Annotated in this window: 20 protein-coding genes; all 20 read left to right on the forward strand. The window is 41.3% G+C overall.

Features of this window, described 5'->3' with window-relative positions:
- Positions 1-139: 139 nt before the first annotated feature.
- The 20 genes from CSV63_RS07385 to CSV63_RS07475 all read left to right on the forward strand — a co-directional run bounded on the left by CSV63_RS07385 (position 140) and on the right by CSV63_RS07475 (position 17,619).
- Positions 140-460: an HNH endonuclease gene (locus CSV63_RS07385; RefSeq protein ID WP_233191982.1), complete on the forward strand. Its 321-nt coding sequence runs from the start codon at positions 140-142 to the stop codon at positions 458-460.
- Between the two features lie 150 nt (positions 461-610).
- Positions 611-781: a hypothetical protein gene (locus CSV63_RS16470; RefSeq protein WP_158233927.1), complete on the forward strand. Its 171-nt coding sequence runs from the start codon at positions 611-613 to the stop codon at positions 779-781.
- A gap of 134 nt (positions 782-915) precedes the next feature.
- Positions 916-1,230 (forward strand): P27 family phage terminase small subunit, encoded by a 315-nt coding sequence (locus CSV63_RS07390; RefSeq protein WP_085430094.1) that lies wholly within the window; start codon positions 916-918, stop codon positions 1,228-1,230.
- Positions 1,217-2,857 carry a terminase large subunit domain-containing protein gene (locus tag CSV63_RS07395; RefSeq protein WP_099695256.1) on the forward strand — a complete coding sequence of 547 codons (1,641 nt, stop codon included), beginning with the start codon at positions 1,217-1,219 and terminating at the stop codon, positions 2,855-2,857. The genes CSV63_RS07390 and CSV63_RS07395 overlap by 14 nt, the downstream gene beginning before the upstream one ends.
- 11 nt (positions 2,858-2,868) lie before the next feature.
- On the forward strand, positions 2,869-4,044 hold the full coding sequence (locus CSV63_RS07400) for a phage portal protein (RefSeq protein ID WP_199203626.1): 1,176 nt from the start codon (positions 2,869-2,871) through the stop codon (positions 4,042-4,044).
- Positions 4,041-4,763 carry a head maturation protease, ClpP-related gene (locus CSV63_RS07405; protein ID WP_099695257.1) on the forward strand — a complete coding sequence of 241 codons (723 nt, stop codon included), beginning with the start codon at positions 4,041-4,043 and terminating at the stop codon, positions 4,761-4,763. The genes CSV63_RS07400 and CSV63_RS07405 overlap by 4 nt, the downstream gene beginning before the upstream one ends.
- A gap of 42 nt (positions 4,764-4,805) precedes the next feature.
- Positions 4,806-5,984: a phage major capsid protein gene (locus CSV63_RS07410; RefSeq protein WP_099695258.1), complete on the forward strand. Its 1,179-nt coding sequence runs from the start codon at positions 4,806-4,808 to the stop codon at positions 5,982-5,984.
- Positions 5,985-5,999: 15 nt separating this feature from the next.
- Positions 6,000-6,185 (forward strand): hypothetical protein, encoded by a 186-nt coding sequence (locus tag CSV63_RS07415; protein WP_099695259.1) that lies wholly within the window; start codon positions 6,000-6,002, stop codon positions 6,183-6,185.
- Positions 6,182-6,490: a hypothetical protein gene (locus CSV63_RS07420; protein WP_099695260.1), complete on the forward strand. Its 309-nt coding sequence runs from the start codon at positions 6,182-6,184 to the stop codon at positions 6,488-6,490. Before CSV63_RS07415 ends, CSV63_RS07420 begins: the two co-directional genes overlap by 4 nt.
- Positions 6,462-6,797 carry a head-tail adaptor protein gene (locus CSV63_RS07425; protein ID WP_099695261.1) on the forward strand — a complete coding sequence of 112 codons (336 nt, stop codon included), beginning with the start codon at positions 6,462-6,464 and terminating at the stop codon, positions 6,795-6,797. The genes CSV63_RS07420 and CSV63_RS07425 overlap by 29 nt, the downstream gene beginning before the upstream one ends.
- Positions 6,794-7,186 (forward strand): hypothetical protein, encoded by a 393-nt coding sequence (locus tag CSV63_RS07430; protein ID WP_099695262.1) that lies wholly within the window; start codon positions 6,794-6,796, stop codon positions 7,184-7,186. Before CSV63_RS07425 ends, CSV63_RS07430 begins: the two co-directional genes overlap by 4 nt.
- Positions 7,173-7,592 carry a hypothetical protein gene (locus CSV63_RS07435; protein ID WP_233191983.1) on the forward strand — a complete coding sequence of 140 codons (420 nt, stop codon included), beginning with the start codon at positions 7,173-7,175 and terminating at the stop codon, positions 7,590-7,592. Before CSV63_RS07430 ends, CSV63_RS07435 begins: the two co-directional genes overlap by 14 nt.
- On the forward strand, positions 7,593-8,177 hold the full coding sequence (locus tag CSV63_RS07440) for a phage tail protein (protein WP_099695263.1): 585 nt from the start codon (positions 7,593-7,595) through the stop codon (positions 8,175-8,177).
- Positions 8,178-8,250: 73 nt separating this feature from the next.
- A complete protein-coding gene (locus tag CSV63_RS07445; RefSeq protein ID WP_099695264.1) occupies positions 8,251-8,727 on the forward strand; it encodes a hypothetical protein in 477 nt (158 codons plus the stop codon).
- A 185-nt stretch (positions 8,728-8,912) separates the two neighbouring features.
- The gene (locus CSV63_RS07450; RefSeq protein WP_099695265.1) at positions 8,913-13,883 is read left to right on the forward strand and encodes a phage tail tape measure protein; all 4,971 of its coding nucleotides are present in this window, start codon (positions 8,913-8,915) and stop codon (positions 13,881-13,883) included.
- The gene (locus tag CSV63_RS07455; protein ID WP_099695266.1) at positions 13,883-14,272 is read left to right on the forward strand and encodes a distal tail protein Dit; all 390 of its coding nucleotides are present in this window, start codon (positions 13,883-13,885) and stop codon (positions 14,270-14,272) included. The genes CSV63_RS07450 and CSV63_RS07455 overlap by 1 nt, the downstream gene beginning before the upstream one ends.
- Positions 14,273-14,644, forward strand: a complete 372-nt coding sequence (locus CSV63_RS07460) for a phage tail fiber protein (protein WP_099695267.1) — start codon at positions 14,273-14,275, stop codon at positions 14,642-14,644.
- A 15-nt stretch (positions 14,645-14,659) separates the two neighbouring features.
- Positions 14,660-16,204, forward strand: a complete 1,545-nt coding sequence (locus CSV63_RS07465) for a phage tail protein (protein ID WP_099695268.1) — start codon at positions 14,660-14,662, stop codon at positions 16,202-16,204.
- On the forward strand, positions 16,204-17,373 hold the full coding sequence (locus tag CSV63_RS07470) for a GLUG motif-containing protein (RefSeq protein ID WP_099695269.1): 1,170 nt from the start codon (positions 16,204-16,206) through the stop codon (positions 17,371-17,373). Before CSV63_RS07465 ends, CSV63_RS07470 begins: the two co-directional genes overlap by 1 nt.
- Positions 17,374-17,619: a hypothetical protein gene (locus CSV63_RS07475; RefSeq protein ID WP_099695270.1), complete on the forward strand. Its 246-nt coding sequence runs from the start codon at positions 17,374-17,376 to the stop codon at positions 17,617-17,619.
- Positions 17,620-17,704: the final 85 nt, after the last annotated feature.

A 17,704-nucleotide genomic window follows, 5' to 3' on the forward strand; every position in this document is an offset into this window, starting at 1 on the left:
GGTCACACTTACTTATAACCCATGGGATATAAACAAGGGTGAGCAGTCATGACAGAATTAAACATTTTCTTTTTTATAACAGGGATGATGCTCACTTGTGTAATTGCTTCATTACTTCATTGGTTGCTTGGTGATTGACATGGTAACTAACAAACGCATGCAAGAGTTAATCAACTGGATCAACGACGGTCAACTCATGAAGTTTTATAAGAGCAAAGAATGGTTTGCTAAGCGTGAGCAGGCAAGACAACGAGATAACTATGAGTGCCAGCTATGCAAGGCGGAGGGCAAGTATCATCGTGTAGAGAACGTCCATCACATCAAAGAAGTAAAGACTCATCCGCATCTATCATTGAGTCTATCTAACTTACAAAGCCTATGCATTGCCTGTCATAACAAAGTACATGAACGATTGGATGAACAGCATGAAGTTAAATTTACTAATGAGGAGCGATGGTGATATGTATTGGAGATCATATGTTTTGAGTCGGTGGGCGGTAGCCATGCAAAATAAAATTGATGACCTTGTCAATCCGTCACCACCATGGGAGACAAAGCGAAAAGGTTCGGCAAAATACAATCCAAACAACCGAAAGGGTAGGTGTAGATGATGAGTGAATACGTAAACCGATTAATCGAAAAGAGATTGGAAAGATTAAGCGACGATCTAAGACATACGGAGTCACAAATTGAATCTTGCAGAGAAGAAGATAAACGATTAGTGCAATACAGGGAAGAATTGTTCAACGAACGCGACGAACTCCGCCGTGAATTAAAATAATACACCCCCCGGTCAAAACTTTTGAAAAATTTTCGGGGAACCATTCAACGAGGAGGGGCCACGACTATTTATATTTTTGGCTTTACTCATGTATAAAGGAAAGTAAAAAAATGTAATTTAAAGGAGGGAGGAAATTGAACGAAGCTCAATTGAAAAAAAGAGGGAAGATCAAAAAAGGTCTTGTCTCGCAACTGAAGGAAAACGGCACGACTGCACAACACCACATGGATATGGTAGACAATTATTTGACCATGTGGGATATGGCACAAGCACTTGAAGTGGATTTTCATAATAATGGTGTGAAGGTCATGACGAGTACAGGTTCTAAAATCAATCCATCCATTCCAGAATATACGAAAACGAATAATCAAATGTTGCGCCTGTTATCGGAAATGGGATTGAAGCCAGTCAGACAAGAACCAGAAGTTGATCCAGATGAAGATTACTAATCCATACATCGAAGAGTATATTGCGGCAGTTGAATCAGGCGAAATTGTCGTAAACAAAGATGTGAAAAAATTAATTAAACTAGTAAAAGAAAAGTCCTCCTCTTCATCTGTGGAAGTCCGGAATGACGAAGTAGAAGACGCTATTGAATCGATTGAAAAGTATTTCCCGTTCAAATTATTCAAATGGCAAAAATTCGTGATTGCTTGCATGTTTGGACTATTTTATAAAGATGGATCTTTAGTGTTCAATGAATTTTTACTGTACATGGGACGCGGTGCAGGGAAAAACGCATTTTTGGCCGCACTCTCCTTCCACATGTTGGGGAAACAAGGTGTGCGCGGGTATAACGTGGATATTGTCGCAACGTCCGAAAAACAAGCTATGACATCATTTAAAGACTTACACGATGTATTGGATGAGCATTGGAAAACGTTCAAAAAACATTTTCGGAAAACGTTGCAAGTGATTCGGCATTATAAAACGAAATCGGAAATTGCGTACTATACGAACAACGCGAAAACGAAAGACGGTTTCCGTCCTGGTGTCGTTGTATTTGATGAAATTCATGCTTATGAAACGGAAGATAATATTAAAGTATTTACATCCGGCCTAGGTAAAGTCCCACGCGCTAGACGTATTTATTTGACAACTGATGGAAATGTACGGGATGGATTTTTGGATCAAATCAAGGAAGAAGCGGATCGCGTGTTAAATGGTGATTTGCCGAACTCTCGCATGTTTCCTTTCCTTTGCCGTTTGGACGATCCAGAAGAAGTCCACGATGAAAGAATGTGGGAAAAAGCCAATCCGTCTATTCAACATCTACCGGATTTAAAACTGGAAATGACGATTGAATATGATCGAATGCAAGAACGTCCGTCTGCTCGTATGGAGTTCATGACCAAACGAATGAATATTCCTTCTCAACTATCTGCTGATGGAGTGGCAGACTGGGATAAGATCGCGGCTACTAATCAAGAGTTTCCTGATTTTAAAGGTGCGGACTGTATCGGTGGGATTGACTATGCAGATACACGGGATTTTGTCGGTTGTGGCTTGCTGTTTAAAAAGGACGGTAAGCGATATTGGAAGCATCACACGTTTATTAATCATCGATCATTGTTATTGGCGAACTATCGCGTAGACATAGAATTGGCGATTAAACAGGGATATGTAACGATTATTAAAGAAGAAACAAATAACCCTGACATTATCGCGGGTTGGTTCCTAGAACAATCTAAAAAGCACAATATTAAGATGATTACGAGCGATATGTACCGGATTAACCATCTACGCGAAGTGTTTGAAGGGTACGGTTTTAAATTAGACATTGCTCGTAGTGGTACAAAAACACATACCATGTTGCAGCCGATTGTAGAAGAATTATTTGCCTATGAAAATCTTGTGTACGGTGACGATATGATGATGCGTTGGTACACCAATAATACTTATGTTAAATATGACGGTAAGGGCAATATCACATATGAAAAAATAGAACCGAAAACCCGTAAGACTGATGGGTTTGCGGCTTTTTTGCATGCATTACAATTTGATGCACAACTTCAAGAAAGCCGGACATTAACAAAAGAAAATATCACAAAAGCGTTCCGAGTACGGACATATTAGGAGGTGAGAAATTGGGAGTATTCGATTGGGCAAGAGCGTTTTTCAACAAAGGTACAAGGACATTAAATTTAGATGAATGTCATTTTATGTTGCAAGCAGAGGTTTATTACAAAAGGCTTGCCATTGAAACTTGTGTGGATTTAATCGCCAATGCGTTAGCAAGGTGTGAATTTCAGACATATAAAAATGGAAAACCGACACGCCAAAACTTGCACTACTTGCTAAATGTACAGCCAAACCAAAATCAAAACGCCACACTGTTCTTTCATAAAGCAATCCGTAAATTCTTTATCGATGGCGAATGTTTGATTATTAATGACGGTGGAGAAAAATATTTTATTGCGGATGACTTCGAACGTGTGGAGTTTGCATTTAAACCAAACATTTATAAAAATATCACAATTGGTGATTTGCAAATGAACCGCGTTTATTTTGAAGCAGAAGTATTTTATCTTAAATTGACAGATGCGAACATTATCAAGTTGATTGATGATTTATACGAATCTTACGGTAAATTACTTGCATCCAGTATGGCGTACTACAAGCGCAAAAACACTAAACGTTTAATGTTTAAAGGTGACTTTTTACGCAGACAGGATGATGAGATACAGACAGCGCTTGACGATATGCGAGATGCACAAATGAAAAACTGGTTTGATCCTGATGTGTCTGGTGCAACGTTTGATTTGCAAGAGGGTTATGAGATGGAAGATATGTCTGACTCAAAAGCTGGCGCGCAAGGATTATCTGACAGCCGCGACATCGGCAATCTGGTTGATGACATATTTAACTATGTTGCCATGGCGTTTCATGTACCACGTGGATTGCTTAAAGGCGATTTGGCTGACATTGAAAAGCAAACCGACAACTTTATCATGTTCGCATTAAGTACACCTGCTGAAATGATCGCAGATGAATTTAACCGCAAGCTGTACACTCGTCAAGACCATATGGACCGTACTTATTTAAAGCTAGATACATCCAAAATTAAGACGGTTGATATAAATCAATTAGCTGTCGCAGTAGACAAACTATTTTCTATCGGTGGCATGACGATTAATGATGTACTTGCGGAGTTGGGCAAAGATCCTATTGATGATGAGATAGCAAATAAACGGTATGTTACCAAAAACTATGAGCGTGTGGATGTCACAGAAAGAAACTTGAAAGGGGGTGAGAATGAATGAAACGTAAACGATTTAAAAACCAAGATTTAGCGTATATGGCTGATGTGCAACATGAATTTAAAGCACAGTATAATGCAGAGACAGATTCCACTAAGCTTGTCATTTATGGAGAGATTGGAGACTACTGGTGGGATTCCACTTCTGCTACCGATGTGGATAGAGCGCTAAAAGATGTTACATCAAAAACTATTCATGTTCACTTGAATTCTGGTGGCGGTGATGCGTTTGACGGAATCGCTATTTATAATCAGCTAAAGAATCATACTGCTGAAGTTGTCATCCACATTGACGGTCTAGCGGCATCTGCTGCATCTATTATTGCAATGGCAGGTGACAAGGTTTATATGAACGCTGGATCTATGCTGATGATTCATGAAGCGTCTACATTTGCTTATGGAACGAAAGCGGATATTAACAAAACACTTGGAGCGCTAACTGGTTTAGATGCATCTCTTGTTGATGTATATATGACAAGGTTTGCAGGAGATCGCGAAGAAGTAGAAACACTTCTCACCAATGAAACATGGATGACCGCTAGTGAAGCGATTACTTTCGGATTTGCTGATGAAGAAATAGAAGTGGAAGATCCAACAGTTGTGGCCAAACAAGCTGAACGATTTAAAAACAACTTATTGGAAAGATTCAAGAAAGCGGAGCCTTTGAAACCTACCGCATCCACTTCCACAAATATGCTAGATCGATTCAAACGCCAAGAATAATAGGCGTTTTTTTTAATACACAAAAACAGGAGGTCATGACACATGACAACAGGAATTAAAAACCCGGACAAACAAGTTCCGGCTATCAATAAAGATGAGCAAATCAAAGCATTAAAAATGGCGTTTGAAAATGGAGATTCTGCTGAAGTAGCCGCACGAATCGTAGAAAACTACGAAGCTAATCAACAGCATTATCAGGCAATGATGGATCAGACGATCGCAGAAGCCAAAAGATCGCAAGAAGAAGGCTGGGACCAGGCTACACTTAATGCCCGTGGTGTTCGCACTCTTACGACTGCCGAAAAGAAGTTTTACAATGCGGCAATTGAAGTAGAATCATTTGACGGTGTAGCTGCACTCGTACCGCCTACGGTATTTGATCGCATCTTTGAAGATTTGGCAACGGAGCATCCTTTGCTATCTCGAATTAACATGCAGACAACAGGGGCCGCAACAATGTGGGTTACTCGCAAAGAAGGAGCAACTACTGCTTACTGGGGCGATGTATGTGACGAGATTAAAGAAATGGTTGACAACGGTTTTGAAACGGTTGACATGGGCATGCAAAAACTTTCCGGTTTCTTGGTTGTATGTAAAGCGATGTTTGAGTTGGGGCCTGAATGGTTGGATCGTTACGTTCGTACATTACTAACTGAAATCATGGCAACTGAACTTGAAAAAGTGGCTGTCAACGGTGATGGTAACAAAAAGCCTATTGGTATGATGCGCGATTTAGATGGTGCAGTATCAGGTGGCATATATCCAGAAAAAACACCGGTAGCATTGCCTGATTTCAGCCCTGCATCAATCGGTGAATTAATCCTTGCACCGACAACAAAAGGCGGTACACGGGATTACACAGGCATCACGCTAATTATTAATCCACTTGATTATGCATCTAAGTTTTTCGCGATTGGCGCAAAACAAAAAGATGATGGATCATGGACGTTTAATAACTTTGCTGTCCCAGGATTAGAGATTATTCGTACTCCTGCTGTGCCAATCGGTAAAGTTGTTGCAGGTAAACCGGCAGATTACTTTATGGGTGTCGGGTCACAAGCGAAACTAGAATCTACGGATGTGCTTCGCATGATTGAGGATCAACGCCTATACTTGGTCCGTCAATTAATTAACGGCCGTCCACTCGACAATGAAGCATTTACAGTGTTTGACATTGCCAATATGTCACTTACTCCAGTTGAAGCTGTGCCAGTACCTTAATAGGAGGGGATAAGCATGTATAAAGTTTTAGAAACGTTTATCGAAAAAGATCACGAAAACCGTAAATACACAAAAGGTGAAGTCTACCCTGCCGAAGGTTTTAAAGTGACGAAGAAACGCGCTGCTGAATTGCAGGGGAATAAAAATAAGTACAAACGTCCGTTTTTAGGTGAGGAGATCAAAGCGAGCGATTCGAAATGACCGCGGCATTGATAGCTTTGAAAGACAAGCTGAAAATCACCTGGACAGACGATGACGATCAACTAACTAAATTATTGAACCGCTCCAAGTTGTACCTTGAAGGTATGACCGGGGCGGTTTTTGATTTAACTGTGGAAGATGACAAACTTGAGCTATTGCTTGAGCGTTGTCGATATGTTCGTAACAATGCGGGTGATGAGTTTGAAATTAATTATGCACCTGAATTAAAGCGGTTGATTCTAATGACTGCCTTAAAAAAGAAGAAGGTGATGTCTGATGAAATCCATTCGCAAGACGTACAATGATGGCTATCTGCAATATGGCCAAACCGAAACAGGACGTTCTGAAACCGGAAAACGAATAGGAAACGTGTTTGTGGAAGAAGGCCGCCTGGCTTATAGTGAGCAGTCTTGTCGTGAGCAAGATTATCAAATGGCAGATGTTATGTCGCGCAGTCTGGACATGAAGGTTAAAACACCACTACCGCCTAATTATCGGTCGTTTAGTCGTAAACGTGTAAAGGTATCCGGTGTGACGTTTGACGTTATCAAAGTAGATGCTGATCGTTCAAATGATGAGCTGTATCTGTACTTGCAGGAGGTGGGATCGTGAGTAAGACACATGATTTTATGGATAAGCAACTGCATCTAATTTATCAGGGATTGACCACATTCGGTCTGCCGGTTTATGAAGATGAAATTGCACCAGATGAAGAAAAATCATTATTAGATGACTACCATTGCTTGGTGTACGAAACAGGTCCCATGTCCAAAAATCGAGACATGAAAACAGTCTCTCAAGTTTTGACGGTCTATTATTATTGTGAAAACCGTGATGACATAGATAAACGCACCATTGACATTGTGGACGCGTTGGACAACGTGCCACGATTAGAATTTATCAGAACCCAAAAACAACGTTTGCAAAAGAAAGACACGGATCAATTTGTGGACCGTGTTATTTTGACGTTTGCGAGGGTGATCCCATATGGCAAATGCTAAATTTGAAGTAGATTACGAGGATATTAAATTACTTGAAAAACGATTATTGGAGATACCAGGTAAAGCTGAACAAGCAATGAATGGTGTCCTCCACACGAAAGGTATTGAATTAGTGACTAAACAAATCACGCATTTAATGCCTGTTTCTAATGTGCAGAAGAATCACGCGAAGTATTCCAAGTGGAGCCGTTCAGAAACTGAAAACTTGGGCTTTACCGTTGTCACCAAAGGTGGGGCGGCAAAGAATAAAGGTAGTTTTGGCTATCTGATTTTCCCTGATGAAGGGCGTGGGCGATCTAATCCAGATGAGCAAGACTTTACAGGTCGCGCAATGGATGCAACCGTTCCACAATTATTAAAGTTAATGAATAACAAAATTACAGACACAATACAGGAGGTTTTATAGATGGTAAATGTAATTACAGAATTTGATGCGGTGGCAATTAAGAATGCCAGCATCCAAGTTTATGAAAACAACGTAGCAAAAGAGGGTACACCGTTTGGTTGCGTAGGTTCAATTGAAGGTGAAACGGAATCAAAGGAAATCGTTAAAATTTGTGAAGGTATCGAAGTCAAGAAACGTACCATTCCGCAAAAAATGAATCTGACTGTTTCCGCACACATTCCCGTGCAGGTCGCTCGTGATATTTTTGGTCTGTCAAACGAGGACTTGAAAAAAGGAGTATACGCGTACGGCCCAACATCCAAAGGTAAGCGTTTTGTGTTCACGGCCGATGTTGTGGATGAGTTTGAAGATGAAGTGAAATTAATTGCGTTCCCGAACGTATCAAATAACTCTGGTTTCCAGATTTCTATCGAAAATGGACAGGATGAAGTAGCACTACTTGAAATGGAATTAACAGCACTTGTTGATTCAAACGATAAATTCTACTACGAAGCATTGACTGCTGAAGTCGAAGATGAAGCAATTAAGACAGATTGGCATACAGCCTTTACACCAGAACTAGTTAACGCTGTGCCAATCCCATAAGTAACGCACCCTACTGGCAACAGTGGGGTTATTTTTTTAGGTGAAAAAAACAAAATCGGGAGGAATGAAAAAGATGGGTAAAAAAATTCATGTTTTGGAATTGAAAGAAGTAGAAGCTGTGGAAGTAGAAGGCGAATTTGAGCAACGCTATGTAAACGTCAAGAAATACCCTGTTTATTTAACGAATGCTGCTATGCGTCGCGGTCGAGATTTAGGATTAATTGAAAATAGTTTGATCGCGGAGTTTGCGAAACTGGGAGCGTTTCAGGAGTTGCAAGGCATTGAATTAGCGGGTGGCGGAAACGACTTTGACAAGTTGGAAAAACTATCTGAAATTGATGATGGTCCGATGATTAATGTAATCTATCTGGCATTTATCGGGGCAAACAAAAGTGTGAAGATGGATTTTGAAGAATTTATGGAACTGTATCATTTGGACTTTACCGAAACACTCACTCTATATGTATCTTTGATTTCCGAATCATTTTCCAATGATAACAACTTTGCAGCCGGATTAATTGGTTCAACCAAACAAGATAAAAAAAAGTAAAACCACCCACTCTCAAATATGAAAGTGTGGAGGACCTATATACAGTCTATTGCCTTGTTGCTGGTATAAGCGATGAGGTTTTTTGGCATTTTCCGATAGGTGACGTGGAGCGGATCTACCAAAACAAACTCGCCTATGATGGCTGGTCCAACAATCCTAAATAACAAAGAAAGGTAGGTGAGGACATGGCGAAAGATAACAACGAAATCAAAGTAACCTTTAAAGCTTTTAATCAAGAATTTAACAAAGCGATGAAGGACATGAACCAAGAATCTGCAAAGTTGCGACAAGAGATGAAATTGCAATCAGAGCAAATGAAAAATAGTGCGTCTGAATCTGACAAGCTATCTGCCGTTATGCAAGGACTTGAGCAACGTTATGATTTGGCAAAAGAAAAAACTGCCGCTACTGCTGCCGCGCTTGAAAAGGTGAAATCACAATGGGGCGAAAACTCCACTGAAGCTCAAAAATTTGAACGACAGTTGCGTAGTAATCAGATTGCCGAACAACAAATTGCGAATGATATTACTCGTACCACCGAATTACTGGAAAAAGCAAAAACCGCTGAAGCTGAACGTGCGGCCGCTACTTCTGATGCCGCTGTAAAGCTTGGGGAATTGCAAGCCAGTGAAGAAAAACTCGCTCAATCAAGCGAGAAATTGACCGCTGAATATGAATTGCAAAAAGCGCAATTAGGTGATAATGCAACGGAATCACAAAAGCTATCCGCGCAGATGGATAACTTAAATCAGGCTCATGACATTGCTGGTCAAAAAGTTGCGAACTATGAACAACAATTAGAACAGGCGAAACAACAATACGGTGCAAGCTCCACCGAAGTTCAGGTATATGAAAATAAATTACTTGAAGCGCGAACAGCTGAACAACAGCTTGCCAATGAAATCAAGACCACGAATACAGCGCTTGAACAGCAAAATGATAAGCTTGCACAAACTGCTCAAAAACTCGAAGAAGCCGGCAAGAAAATGACGGAAATCGGAAAAGATATGACGATGAAAGTCACGGCTCCAATTGTAGCAGCTGGTACTGCTGCCGTTTTGATCGGGGCAAACTTTGAAGCTAGTATGAGTCAAGTTGCCGCTGTTTCGGGTGCGACAGGTAAGGATTTGCAAGACTTGGAAGACAAGGCACGTGAGATGGGTGCCACGACAAACAAGAGCGCAAAAGATTCTGCTGATGCGCTTGGGTACATGGCGTTGGCGGGTTGGGATAACAAGCAGATGATGGAAGGCTTGGAGCCTATCCTAAAATTATCATCTGCCGGTAATATCGACTTGGCACGTACATCTGATTTGGTCACGGACTCAATGTCTGCCATGCAGATGGAAGTAGATGAATTGCCAGGCTTTCTTGATAAGGTAGCACAGGCATCTGCCAACTCAAATACAGAAGTCGATCAATTAATGGAAGCCTTTCTGGTTGCTGGTGGTAACATGTCATCCTTTAATGTGCCTCTTGAAGAATCCACAGCGTTATTAGGAATTCTTGCAGATAAAGGTTTTAAAGGCGCAGAAGCCGGTACAGCGATGAATGCGATCTTTACCAATCTGACAAGTGGATTAGGTAATTCCGCAAAGGCAATGGATGAGATCGGCGTATCTGCATTTGATGCGAGTGGTAATTTTATTGGTTTGGAAAATGTATTACTACAAGTTAAAGAAAAAACCGAAGGCATGACCGATGAGCAACGCGCTCACTATATATCCATGATTGCCGGTAAAGAACATTTGAAGAGTTTCCAAGGTTTAATGAATGGGCTTGGCGAAGATTACGACTCTTTGAAAGGTAAAATTGAAGATTCTACTGGCGCGCTTGAAAAGATGTACGACATCATGACAGATAACCTAAAAGGTCGTTGGGATGAATTTACATCGGCACTCGAAGAAGCGGCTATATCTATCTTTGAAGCTTTACAACCCGCGCTCGAAGTATTGCTAGGAAGTCTACAAATATTAGTAGATGTATTTAATTTTTTACCAGGTCCAATACAAGCCGTCTTGGTTGTGATTGCGGGGTTGGCTGCCGCTGTTGGTCCGGTGTTACTGCTATTCGGGATGTTAGCGGGTTCTGCAAATTCTGTTCTTGCGGTTATGACAAAGGTACCCGCTATATTATCCCTGGCATCCAAAGCATTTACAGTAATTCAACTAGCCATTGCAGGTATTAATTTACCTATCACTTTATTAATTGTGGCAGTTGCCGGAGTAGCGTATTTAATCGTTAAATATTGGGACCAGATCAAAGAGGTCACAGTCGCAGTATTTACTGCAATAGGCGAGTTTTTATCCGAGTGGGGGCTATCCTTACTCATCATCTTGTCTGGTCCTATTGGTTGGGTAATTGCGTATATTGTGGACAACTGGGAATTAGTCAAAGAGCAGACGATGATTATATTTAATGCAATCATGGATTTTCTTTCCGAGTGGGGCTTGACATTACTTGTCATTTTATCCGGTCCTATGGGTTGGGCGGTTGCGTTTATTGTTTCTCATTGGGACGAGATACGCGCATTTACTTCTGAAATATTCACATCTATTGGTCAGTTTTTAGAAGAGATTTGGAATAAGATCGGTGCATTTTTATCAGGAATCGTAACAGCGATAGTGTCTGCTGTCGTGCATTGGTGGGAAAATTTGAGTGATGAAACCCGCGCGAAGTTCACATGGATTGCGGAATTAATCGTGAAAATTTGGTCTGCTATTTCCACCTTCTTTTCTAACATTGTAAGTTCTATTGCCGGCACTGTTCGTAAAAAGTTTGGAGAAATGGCTGATTCTATCAATGAAAAAATGCATGATGCCTGGCAGTTTATTGTGGATGTCTGGCAAAAGATTAAAGATTTCTTTATGGGCATTTCTTTATTCCGTGAAGGTGTCGAATTAATCCAAAGCTTTATTGACGGTCTATTATCTATGTTTAGAACGGTCATGGCAGCAGCACAGAAACTTGTGGATGCCATCCCTGATACTATCAAAAAAGTATTAGGTATCGGAGAAACAAAAGCAATCGGTGCAGGGTTTGGCGAAGATATGGCAAGCGGTATCAAGTCCAGTGAAAAGAATGTCAAGAAAGCATCTAAAGATGTTGTGAAATCTGGTAGTAAAGCGGCAAGCGATGAGGTCAAAAAGAGTAAAAAAGAATCTGATAAGCAAGCTAAAAAAGATGCGGCTGATTCGAAAAAGAAAGCTACTGCCGCCGCTAAAGCTGAACGTGATGCGGTTACAAAAGCACTCAATGAAGTCAATAGCCAGATATCGGGTAAACGCGCAGCTGGCACGTCATCCGCGGCTGATGAAGCGGCAATTTGGAAGGATAGCATTGGCAACTTTAAAGCAGGCAGTAAAGAGCGGATCAAGGCGGAAAACGAATATGCCAAGTCACGCGATAAAGCAGAAAAAGAACGTCTAGCCCAGCAAAAGAAACAAGCGGCTGAACGTAAGAAATTACAAGCGGAATCTGCTAAAAGTGAAAGTAAAGCTGTTTCTGATTCCATGACAAAAGTAAATGCGGAAATTGCTAAACGTCGTGCGAATGGCGGACTATCCGCGAAAGAAGAAGCGGCTATCTGGAAAGCGAATATCAGCCAGTTTAAAGCGGGATCAAAAGAGCGTATCAGAGCAGAAAATAGTTATGCTGCCGCTTTGAAGAAGTCGCAAAACGAAACCGCATCCCAACAAAAGAAAACGGAAAAAGAAAAGGTTGCCGCACAGAAAAAGGCTGACCGCGATGCATTGGCCGCTAAAAAGAAAAAAGAATCTGATGCCAAGAAACAAGCACAAGCGTCCGCAAAAGCAGAGCGTGATGCACAGGTTAATGCTATGCAAAAGGTTAATGCGGAGATTGCAGAGAAACGTGCGAATGGTGGACTATCAGCCGCAGAAGAAGCAGCCATTTGGAAAAAGGCAATTAATCAATTTAAAGAAGGTAGTAAGGAACGTATTAAAGCACAAAATGAATACGCTGCTGCCCTTAAAAAAGCCGACAAAGAATTGGAAGAAGCGTCCAAGAATCGGTTTGATGCCATCAAACAAAATGCGGAAGACTTAAAGTCATTGGATCAATTGTCATTAAAAGATGAAGCTGAGTATTGGAAGAAAGCTATTGGTCAGTTTAAAAAAGGTACAAAAGAGCGCATATCTGCCCAAAAGGAATACCAACGTACACTTAAACAAATTAATGACAATGTAGTCAGCACCAACAAAAAGTATGCCGATCAGATGAAGGCTATAAATGACAAGTTGGTTGCAGATGTAAAAGATGCAAATGACAAGTACAACAACGAATTTAAAAGCCGTCGTGAGTCGTACATGAATTTTGCCGGTTTGTTTGATGAGTTCGAAGTTAATATGGAACGATCAGGAGAAGATCTACTCAACAATCTGAATAATCAAGTTGATGGATTTAAGCAATGGCAAAAAGAGATGGAAAAGCTTGAATATAAAGGTGTGGATGACACACTCATTGAAGAGTTACGTCAGATGGGGCCGAAAGCATTGCCTGAATTATTGGCACTCAATGAGTTGACAGGTTCCGAGTTAAATAAATACTCCAATTTATTTAAGGAAAAAGCGGAACTAGCCACAAAACAAGCGACGGACGAATTGGCCGGAATGAAAGATGCTACAAAGGAAAGCGTCCAGGCAATGACAGACACGGCAAATAAAGAGTTAGCCGGGTTAGAATCTGCTTGGGTAGCAGAATTAAAGAAAGTCACATCTGCCGCTGAAGACGAGTTACAAGGCATGCAACAAATCGGACGAGATGCAGGTAATAGTTTACTAGCTGGATTAGTTGAAATGGAGTCGGCACTTGTCTCACAGGCCGCACAAATCGCACGTAATGTTAACGATGCATTGCGCGATACGTTAGGGCTTGTAGATATAAATGGCGCACTAGCAACAGCAGGTAGTCAGATTAAAGCCATGTCTTCCACACGACAATCTTTAGCTGTGCCGGAAAGTAATGCTGCTGTTATGTCGCGTATGCAGTCACAGGCACCGGCTGTTTATCAAGGTGATACTATCACCAATCAATACGATGTAGTTGCAACAATCCGCGAAGAAGCAGATATTAAAAAAGTATCGCAAGAATTGTATGTGTTACAACAACGAGGGCAAAGGGGGCGTGGTCGATAATGGGCGTATCATTTAACGGCTTACGCTGTGAGACAGTCGGCTTGGATGTCTTGGACATTCGTCGGCCTATCATGGCAGAAACCAAAGATACCTATATTGATATACCGCACAAGCCAGGTAGTATTTTAATCCCGGATAGTACGGCAACTGATATTCTAATAGAAGTTGATTTTGAATTGGATGCGCCACGTGGTGTGTCCTTTTTTAATGCATGTCGTGCGGTTGGGGCATGGTTGGCCACGAAGAGTAGAGCGCCATTAATTTTTGATGATGATCCTAATTATACCTATTCCGCAAAAGTAGATGGGGGCGTAGACTCAATGGAACGTATAGCACGATACGGTACATTTACCGTGACATTTAGGGCGTTACCTTATGAGGTGATATAGATGGGAAAAAGCACATATTTACAGCACAAAACACTTGCTGATGCATTAGGTTCAAACGTGTACTTGGCGCTTTATCGTAACAGCCCAGGTGATGATGACGAGGGTGACGAGGTGACGGGTTATACTCGCTTGCCTGTCACCTTTACTACACCTTCACGCAAAAAAGCTTTGATGATGTGTGAGAATTCGAATACTGTCACATTCCCAACAAAATCGGGAGGGTACGGCACAATTACACATGTCGGATTACGTGATGCGGAAACAGGCGGTAATCTACTTTACTATGCACAATTAAAGCGCGCGATCCGTTCCACAAATGACAAAACCGCGGTTGAGTTTTTAGCAGGAGAATTAAAAGTGTCCGAGGACTAAAGGGGGTAGCGCTACATGGATAAAATCGAATTAATTGGAATGGACGCTACTCATGTTGCCTACTTGGAAAACTTTGAAAATCCATTAATCAATGAGCAGATCAATGCGGGTTATATGTTTAGCTTTACTGCATTTGTGGATGACAAGACGCAGTTTATCAGTTTTGTAAATCGCGTCCGCTTGGAAGGTCAACAGTTTGACATTGCGCGTATTACCAAAAAACGCGATAACATCCCGAGTATTGATGTGGAATGTGATCATATCAGTTATCGTCTTAATCGCATTATCAACACAAGCGAGGACTTTGAGGGTACACCTGCACAGATTGTTGGATGGTTATTACAAGGTACAGCATTTAGTCCGGGTATTATTGATTTTACGGATGTTGTGTATTTTGCGCCGGGTGAAAAAAGCGTGCGGGAGTGCCTGATAGAGCTTGCAAATTTCGTGGGCGGGGAGTTGCGTTGGGATAACTTTGAAGTGGATTTGCTGCAACGTAGAGGTGCGGATAACGGACTTGAATTTAAACTTGGTGAAAACATCGAAGGTCTATCATTTGAAACCGATTTAACGGAAGGTGTGCCACGGTATGCGCTTGAAGTGGATGTACTGGATCTTGCTCATCATCCTGATTATGTAGCGGTGTATGACGAACTAAAAAAAGTACATTTAGGCGATAGTGTACGTGTATATGATCCGGTATTAAATATTGATATTGTACAGCGCGTAGTGAGTTATGACCGTGATCCGTTTCAAAAAATCACACCCAAAATCAGCATTGGAAATGTCATTCGAGATATTACGGAGTATTTTCGGGAGCAGGAAGATAGCGAAGAAGCCGAAGAAGAGGATACATCTATCCACTTTAAAGGCGGCGGATTTTTCATGGTTGACAATGAACCCCCTGAAGATGCTCCAAGCGGAGGGACGGCTGTAATTGACTTTTTAGCCGGTACGACGCAAGCATTAAATATTGTTGGCGCGGATATTACCGATCAGTTTAAAGCCGGACTATCAGCAGACTATGCCTCAACAACTGTGGAGGATCCTAACGAGCCGGTTACTATTCGTATGTCAGAAGCGGTATTGGACTTCTATACAGTCTTGGTCAAAGTCGGTACCAGATCTTACGGAAATACGGATTTTAAAAACGGGTTGTTGGTTGTGGAGGGTGATTTTCCGAATGACGTAGAGGTATTTATATCAGATGGTGAGTTATCTGCATCATCCATTGTCAAAGGCTACGGATTGCATGTAGATGTTGACGATGTGGTCGGTGGTCAAGATGGCTACTTTTTAGAATTTGGTAAAGCGGCACTGGCAGATACTATGACGTTTGAATTCAAATACGAAGAAGGTTATGACGAGATATGGTCTGTCACTACTGGCATTAATGGAGATGCGGCTATAACTGATCCCATCACCATTGTGACTAGCCCAGTCTATACAGGTGATAAAATAACCGCTATCAAAGGTGTTTGTGACACGACAGCGATTGACACAGCCGGATATGAGGTCAGTATACAGGCTATGTGTAAGATCGTGGAGGTGGTTGAGTAATGGCGAACGGATCATTTGGCGGGGGTAATGGTACAGCGAATAATCCGTATCTAGTAGAGGATGCAGCAGATTTAGACGCGATCAGATATAATCTAGGATCTAATTTTAAGCAAAGTAAAAAAATTGATCTTTATAACTTTGCTGAATGGGAACCGATAGGAGATTGGGATTCGCCTTTCACGGGTTCTTTTGACGGTGATAATCATCCTATAACAAATCTTAATGTTAGATGGCTAGGGGAATATGTTTATTGTGCCGGATTGTTCGGCTATGCAGAAAACTCCACTTTCGAAAACATAGAAATTATAGAAGGGAAAGTCTACGGTGGCGACTATGCAGCCATTTTAATTAGTCAAATCGCGGGCGGGGAAATAAGAAATTGTAAAGTTTCCGGATCTGTAAACGGCACAGGTTACGTTGGCGGTCTATTAGGATTCAGCCCTAATTGGGATGGACATACAATAATAGAGGATTGTATTGCTTCTGGTGTGATCATAGGACGCGCGAATCAAGATGGTGACGATTCATCATATGTTGGCGGTGTAGCTGGCTGGTTCGACGGTGCAATGAAAAAATGTAGTTTTGAAGGAAGCATAAACGGCAGTGAGAATGTTGGTGGGTTGGTAGGTTACGTTTCAGGTGGTGACGAGCCTTTAATAATGAATTGTTTCACTTCTGCAAGTGTTATATCCAATAACGGTTATGCAGCTGGTGGCATCGTCGGAGCGCTTGAAGGGGTTGTAATGAATTGTTATGCCGATGGCAGCATTATGGGATCTTACGAAGTCGGTGGGATAGTCGGTGATTTAGGCGGAGTTGTTAGAAACAGTTACGCGTTAAATAAAAGTGTAACCGCATTACGCAGTAACACAGGGCCACCGGATTATGAAAACGATTTTGGAGACATTGCCGGATATAACGGTGGCATGATAGAAAGTTGTTACGTCATTGAGAGTATGGGGAATTTGGGTTCCATTTCCCGTTACGCGGAAATTGTAACAGAAAAAAATGCGAGGATTAAAGCAACTTATGAAAAACGCGGTTGGGATTTCAAAGAAGTGTGGAGGATAAAAGAGGAAGAGAGTTTCCCGTACTTTATCCCGCCTAAATCAAAATCTCGTACAAAATGCGATCGTATCAACATTAATAAACTATTAGGAGGTTATTAAATGAATTTTTATAGAGGTACGCTAACAGCAAACACGGAACAAATAATTCCGCATAACTCGCAAAAGGTAACAGTTTTTAATCTTGGTCCTGGAGCCGTGTATATCAATTTTAACGACACGGCAACCGCGAACAGTCTATTGATCCCGGAAGGTTTCGGACGGACTATATCGCTAGGGTGGAACGTTCAGAACGTTCACGTTTTCGCAACAGAAGAAACAACAGTACAAATTGATGGGATGGGATGAAAATGGGACGAAGAAAAGTAGCGGGATTCAAAAAGGGAAAATTTAGTTTGCATTGTTTGATGTATGGACACGATCAAGATTTGTT

The organism is Sporosarcina sp. P34, assembly GCF_002743375.1.
Classification (GTDB): domain Bacteria; phylum Bacillota; class Bacilli; order Bacillales_A; family Planococcaceae; genus Sporosarcina.

Excerpts from the sequence above, each read along its gene's own strand:
- CSV63_RS07385 (WP_233191982.1), top strand. The coding sequence starts at position 140 with ATGGTAACTAACAAACGCATGCAAGAGTTAATCAACTGGATCAACGAC.
- CSV63_RS16470 (WP_158233927.1), top strand. The coding sequence starts at position 611 with ATGAGTGAATACGTAAACCGATTAATCGAAAAGAGATTGGAAAGATTA.
- CSV63_RS07395 (WP_099695256.1), top strand. The coding sequence starts at position 1,217 with ATGAAGATTACTAATCCATACATCGAAGAGTATATTGCGGCAGTTGAA.
- CSV63_RS07405 (WP_099695257.1), top strand. The coding sequence starts at position 4,041 with ATGAAACGTAAACGATTTAAAAACCAAGATTTAGCGTATATGGCTGAT.
- CSV63_RS07410 (WP_099695258.1), top strand. The coding sequence starts at position 4,806 with ATGACAACAGGAATTAAAAACCCGGACAAACAAGTTCCGGCTATCAAT.
- CSV63_RS07415 (WP_099695259.1), top strand. The coding sequence starts at position 6,000 with ATGTATAAAGTTTTAGAAACGTTTATCGAAAAAGATCACGAAAACCGT.
- CSV63_RS07420 (WP_099695260.1), top strand. The coding sequence starts at position 6,182 with ATGACCGCGGCATTGATAGCTTTGAAAGACAAGCTGAAAATCACCTGG.
- CSV63_RS07425 (WP_099695261.1), top strand. The coding sequence starts at position 6,462 with ATGAAATCCATTCGCAAGACGTACAATGATGGCTATCTGCAATATGGC.
- CSV63_RS07435 (WP_233191983.1), top strand. The coding sequence starts at position 7,173 with ATGGCAAATGCTAAATTTGAAGTAGATTACGAGGATATTAAATTACTT.
- CSV63_RS07440 (WP_099695263.1), top strand. The coding sequence starts at position 7,593 with ATGGTAAATGTAATTACAGAATTTGATGCGGTGGCAATTAAGAATGCC.
- CSV63_RS07445 (WP_099695264.1), top strand. The coding sequence starts at position 8,251 with ATGGGTAAAAAAATTCATGTTTTGGAATTGAAAGAAGTAGAAGCTGTG.
- CSV63_RS07450 (WP_099695265.1), top strand. The coding sequence starts at position 8,913 with ATGGCGAAAGATAACAACGAAATCAAAGTAACCTTTAAAGCTTTTAAT.
- CSV63_RS07455 (WP_099695266.1), top strand. The coding sequence starts at position 13,883 with ATGGGCGTATCATTTAACGGCTTACGCTGTGAGACAGTCGGCTTGGAT.
- CSV63_RS07460 (WP_099695267.1), top strand. The coding sequence starts at position 14,273 with ATGGGAAAAAGCACATATTTACAGCACAAAACACTTGCTGATGCATTA.
- CSV63_RS07465 (WP_099695268.1), top strand. The coding sequence starts at position 14,660 with ATGGATAAAATCGAATTAATTGGAATGGACGCTACTCATGTTGCCTAC.
- CSV63_RS07470 (WP_099695269.1), top strand. The coding sequence starts at position 16,204 with ATGGCGAACGGATCATTTGGCGGGGGTAATGGTACAGCGAATAATCCG.
- CSV63_RS07475 (WP_099695270.1), top strand. The coding sequence starts at position 17,374 with ATGAATTTTTATAGAGGTACGCTAACAGCAAACACGGAACAAATAATT.